This window comes from Sedimenticola sp. (assembly GCF_050289425.1).
GTDB lineage: Bacteria > Pseudomonadota > Gammaproteobacteria > Chromatiales > Chromatiaceae > Sedimenticola.
This window is the reverse complement of record NZ_JBNKFS010000005.1, coordinates 111,751-125,067: the sequence shown is the minus strand read 5'-3', so window position 1 is coordinate 125,067 and position 13,317 is coordinate 111,751. Positions and strand designations below refer to the sequence as shown.

Below are 13,317 nucleotides of genomic sequence, written 5' to 3'. Positions count from 1 at the left end.
GGAGAGGGCCTGGTTGCTAGGCGCTGTTCCGTTCAAGAACAACGATTTGCATCAACGTAAAATTACTGAGTCAGCCTGAGTACCGTCAGCCCCTTCACGTCAGCGGCAAACTTGCTGCGCTCCTGGTTCGGCATCGGAATCATCCCCTTATCCACCAGATAGCCCTCTTCACCCCACGCCTTGGCGCTGGTAAATTCAGCCAGATACTCTTCGATACCGGGGATCTTGCCGACGTGCGCCTTCTTCACGTAGAAGTAGAGCGGACGGGAAACCGGATAGCTGCCATCGGCAATGGCTTCAAAGGTCGGGGCTACCTTGTCGACGATGGAGCCCTGGATCTTATCGGCATTCTGATCCAGGAAGCTGAAACCGAAGATACCTACCGCTTTCGGATTGCTCTCCAGTTTTTGTACGATCAGGTTATCGTTCTCACCCGCCTCGATATAGGCGCCATCTTCACGGATGGTGTGACAGATGCCCTTGTAAGCTTTTTTGTCTTTCTTCTTCATCGCCTTGATGAAGTCGAAGGTTTTACAACCCCCCTCCATGGCCAACTCAACGAAGGCATCACGGGTACCGGAGGTAGGGGGAGGACCGAGGACTTCAATGGCGGTATTCGGCAGGGACGCATTGACCTCGTTCCAGCTCTTATAGGGGTTGTCGATCAGTTCACCGCTACCCTTCACATTCGGCACCTTCTTGGCCAGTGCCAGAAACAGGTCGCGACGTGTCAGATTCATCTGCGGAGCCGACTTGGAGTTGGCGATGACAATACCGTCGTAGCCAATCTTCACTTCGACGATATCGGTCACACCGTTACTGGCGCAGCGCTCGATCTCGGAGCTCTTGATACGACGCGAGGCATTGGTGATATCCGGGTGCTCCACGCCGACACCGGCGCAAAACAGTTTCAGACCGCCGCCGGAACCGGTGGATTCAATCTTCGGGGTTTTGAAGTGGGTGGTTTTACCGAAAGTTTCTGCTACCACGGTGGCAAACGGATAAACCGTTGAGGAACCGACGATAGAGATATAGTCGCGGGAAGCGGCGTTAACATTGGAAACGGCCGCAGCAGTCAGAGCAGCAGCCAGAATAATACGATTGTTGATCACTAGGACCTCCAGGTCATTGAGTAATTGCTGTTTTCAACCTGGAGAAATTATCGGGATCTTTTGTTACAGGAATCTTGGTGTAATGTTACAGATTTATGACAGTGCGACGGGTCGGTGGAAAGCACGGTTGGCGCGGCTCGCTGTGCTTAGCATATCTTGGCGACCATCCGGGCAACCACAGAGGCCCCTACATTGAACCTTTCGCTATCATAGGTGCCCCCCTCTCGAAGCATGTCAGGAAGCGACCCGGGCATGAGGGAAACGGCAGGTGAAAACACTCCCCTTTCCCGGTTCGCTCTCCACCCGCAGTGTTCCATCGTGCCGCGACAGCACATGTTTGACGATCGCCAAACCGAGGCCGGTGCCCCCACTCTCCCGGGAACGCCCCACGTCTACCCGGTAGAAGCGCTCGGTCAGGCGCGGAATGTGCTCAGGAGCGATGCCGATACCGCTGTCGGTCACCGAAAAACAGGGACCACCGCCAGACAACCACCAGCGAATACGGATATCTCCCCCCGCCGGGGTATAGCGCACGGCGTTATAGACCAGGTTGGCAAAGGCGCTTTCCAGCTCATGACCGTTACCCACCAACCGCAGCCGCTCATCGGCATCCAGGGTGATCCGGTGCTGCTTGTCGCCACTCAACTGACGCGCTCCATCCACAATGCCGCGTAACAAAGCGTTGACCCCGACCACGCCCTCCCCCTCGCTGCTGCGCCGGGTCTCTAAGCGTGACAGCAACAGCAGATCTTCCACTATGCGTTGCATGCGCAACGTCTGGACCTGCATCTGTCCCAATATCCGCTTCCAGGGCCCCAGGAACGTTTCACTACTCTCCAGCATGCTCTCCACATAGCCGTGCACCACCGTCAATGGCGTACGTATCTCATGCGATACATTGGCCACGAAATCGCGTCGTACGATCTCCAGTTGGTGTAGTCGGGTAATGTCTCGTGCCTGAAGTAAGCGCTTACCTTTACCATAGGGAACAATGCGAACCTCAAGACTGATATTGGCATTCACCGGAGCCGGCATCTGCAGTGGACGACTGTAATGACCGGCATGCAGATAACTCAAAAACACCGGATCGGAGATCAAGTCATCGATCAGCGCCCCTTTGTGTCGCTTGCGGTCCAGCCCCAGAAAATCGGCCGCCACGCTGTTCCACCAATCAAGCCGACCTTCATCGTTCAACACCACGGTGGCATCGGGCAGGGCGCCGGTGGATTCGAGAAATCCACTAAGCATGCGACTGAGCTTGCGTTTGCGCTTCTGTCCTCGCCCGGACAGTTCATCGACCCGTAACATCAGGGGGCGCCAGATACCGAACGGATGGGGGCGCGGATGACTCTTGGGCTTGCTGATCCAGCGGGTAAAGCGATAAAGCTGATAGAGATGCCAACCCAGATAGAGGGTCAGACCGGCCCAAAGGATGGGGATTAGGTAACCGGTTCCCAGGCCGAGGGGGATGAGCAGCAGGGCGATAAAACCGACACCGACCAGCTCACTCCGCCACGCCTGGTCCAGGCTCATCGAGCAGCGACCTGCTCCGAGAATCGATAGCCGGCGCCACGGACGGTCTGGATCAGGCCATCCATTTCAAAGGGTTCCAGGGCTTGGCGCAGGCGACGGATATGCACGTCCACGGTGCGCTCTTCGATGTAAACATTGGTCCCCCACACCTTATCCAGCAGGCGGGAGCGGCTGTAGACTTTTTCCCGGTGAGTCATGAAGAAATGCAGCAGTTTGAACTCGGTGGGTCCCAGTTCGATGGGACGATCGCCCATGGTGACCCGGTAGGAGACCGGATCGAGCCGCATCTCGCCCGCCTGCACCGCCTCTTCGGTGGCATGCGGCGCCACCCGGCGCAGAATCACCTTGATGCGGGCGGCCAGCTCCTTGGGGGAAAAGGGTTTGGTGACATAATCCTCGGCCCCACACTCCAGACCGCGCACCTTGTCATCCTCTTCCCCCCGGGCGGTGAGCATAATGATCGGGATGTCGCGCGTCACCGGATCCTGTTTCAGTTCACGGGTGTATTCCACCCCGCTGACACCCGGCAACATCCAGTCCATGAGAATCAGGTCGGGCGGTGCATCGGCCATACTCGCCTTGGCTTCATCCACGCTCTCCGCCCCGACCACATCGTAACCGGATTGTTCGAGTACGAACTGGATCATCTCGCGTACTGCGGATTCGTCTTCAACGACCAGGATCTTTGTCGCCATACTTAACTCACTCTGCCTTCTGTGATGGCTATCAGCCTAATGTGTGAAGTGATTATTACACTGTCGCAACATTACAGTTTGATGACAAGTATCCGGGGCGAAACTTGATAGGCCAACGTCGAACCGTCAGCGAGTGGTCACCAGCTAAACAGCACCCACTGGGGGATGGAGTTGTTCCCCGGGCGCGCTTCTTCACGTACATCCAGCACACCATCGCCGTTGGTATCCAGCAGGTAATAGGCGGGGCCGGCAATCGGGGTGATCTTCACCATATAGAGTCGACCGTTGATGCGGTACTCCTCAGTGGTACCTTTATCGCTCTCGACAATGGTCACATCCGGTTCCAGTACCTCACCGCTTTCCACCTTGGGCGGAAGATCCGGCGGCTGTGGCTGTGCAGCCGACTCCTCAGCGAAGAGTGGTAACGGTGCCGTCAGCAGAAGCAATAGGGCCAGCAATCTGTTCTTCATCTTCTTCTCTTTTCCTTATTCCGGGCTACCTATCGTACAAATATCAAAAACTGCCCACCATTTCTGAGATCGGGGTTCAAACACCTACCTTTCATCGATATTCGTTAGGTGATGTCCGTACGGGAATAGTTCCCTCTATAAATTTTAGCGGCACCGCCGTAATTTGCTTAAACCGTTGCTGAAACAGCCGGCCAAATCGACCTGAAGTGGAATCATATTACAGTTCCAGGAGGATTTCCTGCTCCGCAAACGAGGGTTCAAAACCACGCGTTTCATAATGTGCAAAGATTGCATCCACCACTTGCTGGGGCTCTTCACAGAGCTGCACCAGCTCCAGATCCTTGGGGGAAATGGTGCCGACCGCACACATGGTATTGCGCATCCAGTCCAGCAACCCGCCCCAGAACTGCCCATCGACCAGAATAATCGGAATGTGTCGCGTTTTGCCGGTCTGAATCAGGGTCAGGATCTCGGCAAACTCATCCAGGGTACCGAACCCGCCCGGCATCACCACGTAGGCCGAGGCGTATTTCACAAACATCACCTTGCGGGAAAAGAAGTGTTTGAAATGGAGCGAGAGATCCTGGTAGGGATTGGGTACCTGCTCCTTCGGCAATTCGATATTGAGTCCTACACTGGGCGCCCGCCCCCGATGTCCACCTTTGTTGGCGGCTTCCATTATGCCGGGACCACCCCCGCTGACGACGGCAAAGCCACTCTCAGACAGCAGGTAGGCGATCTGCTCCGCCTTCCGGTATGACTCGCTCTCTCTGTCGGCACGCGCCGAACCGAAAATACTGACCGCCGGCCAGATGCCCGACAGCTTCTCAAAACCCTCGACGAACTCCGCCATAATCTGGAACACCTTCCAGGATTCCCGAGGAAGTTGGCTCTGTTGTGGCCGCTCGCAGTAATCTTTATTCTTCGCCATCTGGTCTATCCTTCATCTTTTCCGCATAATACCGACAGTGACCTGCCAGCGCCTTCCACACGAATTATTAGATTCTAACCTGTTTTCTGTTTAGGGACTGCGAATCAACCATTCCGTAGCATCGAATACAGGCGGTAACTTTTTCGCGGACCCAGAATGAACGATGTCTGACCTCAACCCCAGTCAGCAAGAAGCTGCACGACATATCGATAGCCCGCTGTTGGTGCTGGCCGGCGCAGGCTCGGGAAAAACGCGGGTCATCACCCGCAAAATCGCCTACCTGATCGAAACCATCGGTCTGCAGCCGCGTCACATCACGGCCGTTACCTTTACCAACAAGGCCGCACGGGAGATGAAAGAGCGGGTATCCGCGCTGTTGAAGGGGAAAAAAAGCCAGGGACTGAGCATCTCCACCTTCCACACCCTGGGACTGAATATCATTCGGCGCGAGTACAAGCTGCTGGGATTGAAATCCGGCTTCAGCATTTTCGATGCCCAGGACGCCGAGAGCCTGCTCAAGGAGCTGTTACGTAAAGACAAGGGAGATGACGAAGTGGCTAACAGCTACCAGTGGCGCATCTCCGAGTGGAAGAATGACATGCTCACTCCGGAGCAAGCCCTGGCCCAGGCCGAGAACGATCTGGACCAGCGTTCGGCGCTGCTCTATGCCCACTACCAGCGCTCGCTGCGCGCCTTCAACGCTGTCGACTTCGATGACTTGATTCTGCTGCCGGTACGCCTGTTTCGGGAGTCCCCCGAAGCACTGGAGCAGTGGCAAAACCGCATTCGCCACCTGCTGGTGGACGAATATCAGGACACCAACCTGAGCCAATACGAGTTGGTCCGGCAACTGGTGGGGGTGCGCCAATCCCTCACCGTGGTAGGCGACGATGACCAGTCGATCTACGCCTGGCGCGGTGCCCGGCCGGAGAACCTGATCCGCCTGAAAGAGGATTTCCCCCGCCTCAAGGTGGTCAAGCTGGAGCAAAACTACCGCTCCTCGGGCCGCATCCTCAAAGCGGCCAACACCCTGATCGCCAACAACCCACACGTATTCGAGAAGAAACTGTGGTGCGACCTGGGACCGGGTGAGCCGATCCGCGTCATGAGTTGCAAGAACGAACTGCACGAGGCGGAAAAAGTGGTGTCGGAGATCATCCATCACAAATTCACCTCCGGTGCCGCACACGGCGATTACGCCATCCTTTACCGCGGCAACCATCAAGCGAAACTGTTCGAGTCCGCTCTGCGCCAGCACAACATCCCCTATTTCCTCAGTGGCGGTACCTCGTTTTTCAGCCGCGCCGAGATCAAGGACGTAATGGCTTACCTGCGGTTGCTGGCCAACCCGGACGACGACGCTGCCTTCCTGCGTATCGTCAACACCCCGCGGCGCGAGATTGGCGCCAGTACCCTGGAGCGGCTTGGCAACTACGCCACCGAACGTGATGTCAGCCTGCTGGCCGCCTGCGAAGAACTGGGGTTGGAACAGCACCTGTCGGCCCGGCCGCTTGAGCGGCTGCAGGAATTCGCCGGCTGGATCCGGCTATTCCAACAACGAGCAGAGAACGACCATCCGGTTGAGACGGTACGCGATATGTTGCGGGAACTGCAGTACGAAGATTGGCTGTATGAAAAAGCATCCAGTGACAAGGTGGCCGAGCGACGCTGGGAAAATGTCCTGGAGCTGGTGCAATGGCTCGACCAGTTGCACAAGGGCGACCGGGTGGGTGAAAGCCTGGCCGAGATGGTCAGCCACCTGGCCCTTCAGGATATCCTGGAGCGCCAGGATGACGAGAGCGGCAACGACCAAGTACACCTGATGACCCTGCATGCCTCCAAGGGATTGGAGTTTCCCCATGTCTTCCTGGTGGGGATGGAGGAAGAGCTGTTGCCGCACAAGAGCAGCATCGAAGAGGACAACATCGAGGAGGAGCGGCGCCTGGCCTACGTCGGCATCACCCGCGCCCAACGCACCCTGACCATCAGTTTTGCCGAGAAACGCAAACGCTTCGGCGAGATTATCGCCTGCGAGCCGAGCCGCTTTCTGGCCGAGCTACCGGAAACCGACCTAAAATGGGAGGGGCGCCAGGGCGAGCCGCTATCCAAAGAGGAAAAGCAAGTTCGAGGCAATGCCCACCTGGCCAGCATGCGCTCCCTACTGGGTGGATAGCAGGCCGTTGGACCCGGCGTCCGTAAGGTGCCCGTGAACTCGCGGGTTGTGGGGCAAGGAACGAACCCCTCACCGCAACCAAAAGGGATTTAGCTGGGGTTCACAGGCGCAATTTCGGTTCCCGCCTCGTTCCCACGCTCTGCGTGGGAACGCATACCCAGCGTTTGACGGCGGATGCGTTGGGTTACTCAGCGCCCAGGCATTATTGTGGTCTGGACGTCCCGTGCCAGTGCGCCGCTAACCAAACCTACAAGCTAAACACCCGATACAATCAAAAAGGGCGTGCCGTGGCACGCCCTATTCAATCCTTTAATCGGCACTACTCAACGCGGCTGTTTACTCAGCCAGCCGGCAAGCACCTTCATATCCTCCTCGGATACCGCAGCCATTATCCCCTTCATCACAGCCGACTGCCCATTGTCGCGGGCACCGCTCTTGATATCCTTCAGCTGATTCAGGATGTACTGCTCGGGAAGCGCTGCCACCTTGGGGTAAGCGGGCATAATCGGCGCCTTGCCCCCGGCACCATGACAACCGGTACAGCCCTTAGCCGCGAACAGTGCGGCACCGGGGTCGGCGGCCGGTGCTGCTGCCGGTGCCGGAGCTGGTGTAGCCGGAACCGCCGGAGCAGGTGTTGCAGCAGGAGCAGGTGCCACCGACGCTGATGTTGGCGCGGCAGCAGAAGCGGCCATGGATGGCGCCTGCCCCTCGACAGTGACTTGACCCACAGGCTTGATACGCTCGATCACCTCGGCACGCTCTTGCGCCATCAACGGAGTGCTCACCACCAACGCAGTCACACCCGCCAGAGTCATACATTTAATAAGGGAAACAGCTTTAGGGCTCACAATCTCACTCCTCATACATCGGGATCATAGGGATGGGCGTCTGGCGTCATGCATCGGCCCGCCCCGGAAATAACAGCGCGCAGTATAGCGACAACCGCCAAAAAGATCGACTGCCCACCCGGGATACCAGCCCGGGAAACCGAGGTGTGGGATAGACGTGCGGGATACCTAAGGGTAAGATACGCCCTCTTCAGCGCCCGTAGCTCAGTTGGATAGAGTACTGCCCTCCGAAGGCAGGGGTCACAGGTTCGAATCCTGTCGGGCGCGCCATTCACTTCGTTCATTCCACGCCAAACACAGGATTTCCTGCCCCTTCGGGGCGTTCAGCAACTTCCTTGATCCACTGGATCAAGGCGTCGGAGCTTCCGGTCAGGGCGAGGCGCATGCCCAGCACAGCCTTGGCGAGATGCTGCTATCCGGGCGGGGGGTGGAACCCAACATCGCCGAGGGCATCGAGTGGATCGAACGGGCGGCGAGCCAGGGGCACGCCTCCGCCTGCGCCGACCTGGGCCGTTTCTACGACACCGGCAAATATCTGGAAAAGGACCCGGACAGGGCTCGCTACTGGTGGCAACAGGCCGCGCGGCACGGTTACCCGCAGGCACGAGCGATCATCGAGGCATTAGGACGGTGAACAAGCCGTTTATGCAACGGTCGTGACCTGATATAAGAAAGCCTGAGAGATTATCAGGTCACGACCAGAGCGAACGGCATGGCAAGTTACAACTTCAGCGAGGACCCCAGGGGCGGTGTGGGCCTGGAAGTGATCGCCCGCGATCACAACGAGATGTTCAACGCGGCCGCCACCGCCCTCTGCCTGTTCATGTGGGATCAGGAATCGGTCGAGGAGCGCGAGGAGATCCCGATCAGCTGGTACGGTTTCGATATCCCCACCACCGTGGTCGGCCTGCTCTCGGAACTGCTGTTCCAGATGGACAACGGCTGGGTGTTCAAACGGTTCGTCACCCACTCGCTGGAGGAGGTGGATGACCTGGATGAACGGCACCGTAAAAAGCAGCTGAAGATTACCGGCATAGCCTATGGCGAGCGCTATCGCCCAAATCATCACAAAACCCGCTTTCCGGTGCAGGCGGTGCTGTTGCCACGGCTCAAGGTCAGAAATATCGAGGAGGGCGTGCGGCTCTATTGCGTTTTGGATGCATAACAAACATATCTGGCCCTAGAACAACCGTTTCTGCCCGATGGCCAAGTGGGACACCCTAATCCTTTTGCGATATTCCGTGGCGCTTCATCTTCTCCCATAGGTTCTTGCGGCTGATGCCAAGACTCTGCGCGGTTTCGACGATGCGCCATTCATGGTGCTCCAGGGTCTCCCGCAGCAGTCGCGCCTCGTAATGCTCCATGGCTTCCTTCAACGAGAGCTGCCCGGCCGAAAGCAGCGGCTCCTCCCCGGAGGCGCCGAACTCCCTGGGACCGAGTACCTCCTGGGGCGAGAGGATGCAAGCACGTTCCACCGCGTTGGCCAATTCGCGCAGGTTGCCGGGCCAGGGCTGAGCCTCCAGGTAGCGCTCGGTCAACGGCAGGATCAGGCGCCGCACCTTGTGTTCATGGAAATAGTCCTCCACGATCCGATGGGTCAGCCAGAGGATGTCCTCTTTGCGCTCGCGCAGGGGCGGGATGTGCACGTGCGCCACGTTGATCCTGAAATAGAGATCCTCGCGAAACTCCCCGCGATCCACCATCGCCTTCAGATCCCGGTTGGTGGCATACACCAGGCGCACATCTACCGGGATATGTTCCTCGCTGCCGATCGGCTGCACCACCCGTTCCTGTATGGTTCGCAGCAACTTGGCCTGCATGCGGGGCGAGGTCTCTCCCACCTCGTCGAGAAACAGCACCCCGCCACTGGCCTGCTCGAACATCCCGCGGCGGCTCTTGGTGGCGCCGGTAAAGGCCCCTCTGACGTGGCCGAACAGCTCGGCCTCCAGCAGATCCTCCGGCAGCGCGGCACAGTTGATGGCGATGAACGGCTGCCCGGAGCCCTGGTCGCAGCGCCCAGCAAAATAGCGTGCCGCGTACTCCTTGCCGACGCCGGATTCGCCGGTGATCAGCAGATCGACCCGGTGCGCCGCCAGGCGGTCCAGGGTGTTTTTGAGCTGGCGCATTATCGGGGATACGCCCAACTCGGCGCTCCCCTCATGCATATCCTCGAATAGCGAGGGCGACACCTCGCGCAGCTTGAGCAGCAGGTCGTCGAGGTCAAAGGGCTTGGTGATGTAGTCGCTGGCACCCAGCTTGAGCAGGCGTACCGCCTGGTCGATGGTCCCGTAGCCGGTGATAAAAATGGTCGGCGGCGGCAACTGACCGGATTCGAGAAGACGGGCGTAGAGCTCCTCGCCGCTCAAGTCCGGAAGGCGGATATCGCTGATCAGCGCCGCGTAATCGCGCCGCCCCAGCGCGTCCACGGCTTCGCCGGCATGAATAAAACAGTCACAATCGATGCTCTCGAGTTTGAAGCGCTGACACAGGGAGGCGCGCATGATGGCGTCATCTTCAACAAGGCACAGGCGCGGAGACTCGGTCATTGCGGCTCCTTTATCGGCAGTTCCACGGCGAATTGCGTCTTACCATCCCGGGATTTTACCTCAATATTGCCCTCCAGTTGATGCACCAACTGATAGGTCACCCAAAGACCCAGACCGTTGCCGGTGGCGTTCTCCGAGAAGGGTTCGAACAGGCTCAGCAGGCTCTCCCGGGAGATGTTCGGTCCCTCATTGATCACGCGGATATGCAGCAGTCCCTGCCGACTCTCCACCGAGCAGTGTACCGAACCGCCGTCGGGCGAGGCCTGCACCGCGTTCAGCGACAGATTGATCAGCACTTGGCGAATCGGTGTCGAGGGTAACGCGATCTCGTTATTCAACCGATTATGCCACACCAGGTTGATCTGTTTGCGGCTGACATCCGCCAATAGCAGCATGCGCACATCATTGATATCCGTGGGACTCAGACTGTGGCTGCGTGGATTGGCCTCCACCAGCAGCGCGGAGACGGTTTCGCGGATCTGCTGCAGGCCGCGCTCTACCAGATCGAAGGTCTCCCGGCCGAGGTCGTCGGTCTCGCTGTAGCGCCGGAAGGTGTTAAGCGCATTGAGCATGCCCCCCAGCGGGTTGTTGATCTCGTGGGCCACGCCCGCAGCCAGACGACCCACCGCGGCGAGCCGTTCCGAGGCCAGCATACCGGACTCCAGGCGCTCCTTCTCGTCCAGTTCCCCGAGCATCTGCTGAAAACTGATGCCCAGCTGACCGATCTCGTCCTTGCCCTGACGCAGGTCGCAGACGATCTCCTCGCTACTGCCACGTCCCACCTTGGACATGCAGCGGGCCAGGTGACCCAGTGGCTTTACCATTCGATTGCCCAGGTACCAACCCAGCGGCAGCAGCAGTACCGTCACCAGCAGGGCGGAAATCACCACCCGTTCGACAATGGCGGTAAATCGGGGCCAAAACAAGGCCCGGTCGTAGCCGATCACCAGGGTACCCATAGCGACACCATCACTCAGCATCGGCAGAATCACATAGAGGCGCCGGTCATTGGGATACTCGTAGGGGCGCGGGTTCAGATCGCCGGTCAGCCGCAACACTTCCGCCTCGACCCGCGCCAGCTCCGCGCTGTGCACCCGCAGCGGTGTGGTCACCGCCAGCTCCTTGGGACTGTTGGAGACATAGATGCGTCCATCCCGGTCGAGCACCACCAGCAGCCGGCTGGAAGTCTCCCCAGACCAGCCCTCGGCCGCCTGGACCAACCGGTAGGCCCCCCACAGGTCGTCGTGCAGCATGGCGTTGGGCAGGCTATTGGACAACACGCTGCCGATCTCCACCGCGTTGTTGAACACCTCTTCGCGCAACTCCTCGTAGGCGCGCCAGGTGAGTGCCAGTGTCACCACACTGGCGGTGATGAGGATCACCAGGGTGAACATCAGGGGCACCTTCAGTCGGTAGCTAATATCGCCGATTTTCATTCCGCCCCCTCCAGTATCCGCACCGACGCGGCGACGCCGTCGAACAGGGCATCCTCACCCTCGCTGAAGCCGTCGAGATTCAGCTGTCGCAACAGCCGCCTCCCCTCGCTGTCGGATGCCATGTTCAGCAGGGCGTTTCTCAGGGCGTAAAAATGTTGCGGATCGATATCCTTGCGCACCACCAGCGGAGGAAAACCGAACAGCGGTGACTGGGTCACCACGCGGGTGCCGGCTGTCAACGCCGGTTCATGCAGGGACAGCGTCTCCCACACATAGCCGTCCACCGAGCCACCTTGCGCCACCCCATCGGCCACCGCCTTGACCACATCCCGATGCGCCCAGGTGAAGAAGCTCTTGGAGAAGAAGTGGCGCGGATCGATCCCTTCCCCGATCAGATTGACCTGCGGATAGAGATAACCGGAATTGGAATCCGGGTCGGAATAGGCGAACACCTTGTGCTTGAGATCGCCCATTCCCCGGGTCGAGGTATCCCCGACAGGAACGATCAGATAAGCACGATACAACGGCTGTCCATCGAACAGGGGGACACCGAGCAATTTCAGCTGATCCCGATGACGTACATAGGGGTAGCCACAGGTCCAGGCCGCATCCAGGTCCCCGCTCAACAGCAGGTCCGTCACCTCCTGATAGGTCTGGCGCTGCACAAACTGCACCGGGCGTTGTAGCCGGTCGGAGAGATAATCCCGCCACGCTTTAAGGAATGAAGTCTGGTCGGTGAGGATCACCGCCGTCAGGCCGATACGGTAGGTTTTCGACGCTTCGGCCATCGCGTTTCCCGCCAGCAGCAGGCAGGCGATCAGCAGGAGCCCCTGGACGGTTGTCCGCGGAACGGTCATGTTACGACACCGTCCGGCAATCCGGTGTCGCGCCCCCCACAAGGCGACGCACCGACTGTTTGATGAGTCATGTCGTTACCCCTCAACCCATCCGTCATTGTGCCCACTCCAACCCGGATGACACTGAGCGTGCCTGCTCAACCAGTACCACCTGCTCGGGATCGACCAGCTCCAGCGCTCCCGCCCGGAAGCGATAAATCAGCTTAACACGAATCTGCCGGGCGGCCGTATGCAGCGGCACCTCGACCACTTTGCCAATGCCCGGCGGCAGGCTGTTCTCCCGCCATCCGGTCGTTGGGGAGTGCAGCCATCCGAAGCGGTATTGACGCTCGGCCACCACCCCGCCTGACGCATCGTGCTGATCCACCAGAAGCCAGACCGCACGGCCGGTGGTCCCCCCCGGCAGGGCATGGCCGGCCCGATGGCGGATGCGCAACAGCGCGGTGTCCCCCCCAATATCACGCCGGATGCTGACGCCCAGCGTGGCGATGCCCCGAAGAAAACCGGGCCGGGCCGGTCCGCGAAAATCGTGGCTGCCCGCTTCAGGCAGGTGACAGTCCGGGCAGGCCTCGCCGCGCCGCGCCGCCGGCCCGTTGCGGTAGCTGCGCAGGGTGATCTCGCCGGGTGCATCGTGGCAACGGGCACAGACCGCCGGTACCGACACCCGCGCATAGGGGTGCCCGGCCGTGCCGTGACAATCGGTGCAGGCCACCCCC

At 59.3% G+C, this 13,317-nt stretch carries 13 protein-coding genes and 1 tRNA gene; 4 read left to right on the top strand and 10 right to left on the bottom strand.

The genetic code is table 11. The features are described 5' to 3' along the window. Positions 1-62 precede the first annotated feature (62 nt). The 5 genes from ACQY5R_RS05030 to ACQY5R_RS05010 form a co-directional block, all read right to left on the bottom strand. Positions 63-1,109, bottom strand: coding sequence for a PstS family phosphate ABC transporter substrate-binding protein (locus ACQY5R_RS05030; RefSeq protein ID WP_428605485.1), 1,047 nt, complete (start codon positions 1,107-1,109; stop codon positions 63-65). Positions 1,110-1,346: 237 nt separating this feature from the next. Further along, positions 1,347-2,645, bottom strand: coding sequence for a phosphate regulon sensor histidine kinase PhoR (gene phoR, locus ACQY5R_RS05025; protein WP_428605305.1), 1,299 nt, complete (start codon positions 2,643-2,645; stop codon positions 1,347-1,349). Continuing rightward, positions 2,642-3,340 (bottom strand): phosphate regulon transcriptional regulator PhoB, encoded by a 699-nt coding sequence (phoB, locus tag ACQY5R_RS05020; RefSeq protein ID WP_428605302.1) that lies wholly within the window; start codon positions 3,338-3,340, stop codon positions 2,642-2,644. Before phoB ends, phoR begins: the two co-directional genes overlap by 4 nt. A gap of 137 nt (positions 3,341-3,477) precedes the next feature. Beyond that, positions 3,478-3,810, bottom strand: coding sequence for a DUF2782 domain-containing protein (locus ACQY5R_RS05015; RefSeq protein ID WP_428605299.1), 333 nt, complete (start codon positions 3,808-3,810; stop codon positions 3,478-3,480). 217 nt (positions 3,811-4,027) lie between these two features. Beyond that, on the bottom strand, positions 4,028-4,741 hold the full coding sequence (locus ACQY5R_RS05010) for a TIGR00730 family Rossman fold protein (RefSeq protein WP_428605297.1): 714 nt from the start codon (positions 4,739-4,741) through the stop codon (positions 4,028-4,030). Between the two features lie 163 nt (positions 4,742-4,904). On the opposite strand from ACQY5R_RS05010, the gene rep reads away from it, so the two are divergent. After that, positions 4,905-6,914 (top strand): DNA helicase Rep, encoded by a 2,010-nt coding sequence (gene rep, locus ACQY5R_RS05005; RefSeq protein WP_428605294.1) that lies wholly within the window; start codon positions 4,905-4,907, stop codon positions 6,912-6,914. Positions 6,915-7,237: 323 nt separating this feature from the next. Here rep and ACQY5R_RS05000 read toward each other — a convergent pair whose 3' ends face one another. Beyond that, complete coding sequence (locus ACQY5R_RS05000) at positions 7,238-7,762, bottom strand: c-type cytochrome (RefSeq protein ID WP_428605292.1); 525 nt, start codon at positions 7,760-7,762, stop codon at positions 7,238-7,240. Between the two features lie 193 nt (positions 7,763-7,955). On the opposite strand from ACQY5R_RS05000, the gene ACQY5R_RS04995 reads away from it, so the two are divergent. The 3 genes from ACQY5R_RS04995 (at position 7,956) to ACQY5R_RS04985 (ending at position 8,927) form a co-directional block, all read left to right on the top strand. Then, positions 7,956-8,032 (top strand) — tRNA-Arg (locus ACQY5R_RS04995). Next, positions 7,983-8,396 (top strand): tetratricopeptide repeat protein, encoded by a 414-nt coding sequence (locus ACQY5R_RS04990; protein WP_428605483.1) that lies wholly within the window; start codon positions 7,983-7,985, stop codon positions 8,394-8,396. The genes ACQY5R_RS04995 and ACQY5R_RS04990 overlap by 50 nt, the downstream gene beginning before the upstream one ends. A 78-nt stretch (positions 8,397-8,474) precedes the next feature. Then, positions 8,475-8,927 carry an archease gene (locus ACQY5R_RS04985; RefSeq protein WP_428605289.1) on the top strand — a complete coding sequence of 151 codons (453 nt, stop codon included), beginning with the start codon at positions 8,475-8,477 and terminating at the stop codon, positions 8,925-8,927. A gap of 55 nt (positions 8,928-8,982) precedes the next feature. Here the strand turns inward: ACQY5R_RS04985 and ACQY5R_RS04980 are convergent, their stop codons facing one another. The 4 genes from ACQY5R_RS04980 to ACQY5R_RS04965 all read right to left on the bottom strand — a co-directional run bounded on the left by ACQY5R_RS04980 (position 8,983) and on the right by ACQY5R_RS04965 (position 13,313). Then, a complete protein-coding gene (locus ACQY5R_RS04980; protein WP_428605286.1) occupies positions 8,983-10,308 on the bottom strand; it encodes a sigma-54-dependent transcriptional regulator in 1,326 nt (441 codons plus the stop codon). Further along, the gene (locus ACQY5R_RS04975; RefSeq protein ID WP_428605283.1) at positions 10,305-11,744 is read right to left on the bottom strand and encodes an ATP-binding protein; all 1,440 of its coding nucleotides are present in this window, start codon (positions 11,742-11,744) and stop codon (positions 10,305-10,307) included. The genes ACQY5R_RS04980 and ACQY5R_RS04975 overlap by 4 nt, the downstream gene beginning before the upstream one ends. Next, positions 11,741-12,601 (bottom strand): PhnD/SsuA/transferrin family substrate-binding protein, encoded by an 861-nt coding sequence (locus ACQY5R_RS04970; protein WP_428605281.1) that lies wholly within the window; start codon positions 12,599-12,601, stop codon positions 11,741-11,743. The genes ACQY5R_RS04975 and ACQY5R_RS04970 overlap by 4 nt, the downstream gene beginning before the upstream one ends. Positions 12,602-12,695: 94 nt before the next feature. After that, a complete protein-coding gene (locus ACQY5R_RS04965; RefSeq protein ID WP_428605278.1) occupies positions 12,696-13,313 on the bottom strand; it encodes a hypothetical protein in 618 nt (205 codons plus the stop codon). Positions 13,314-13,317: the final 4 nt, after the last annotated feature.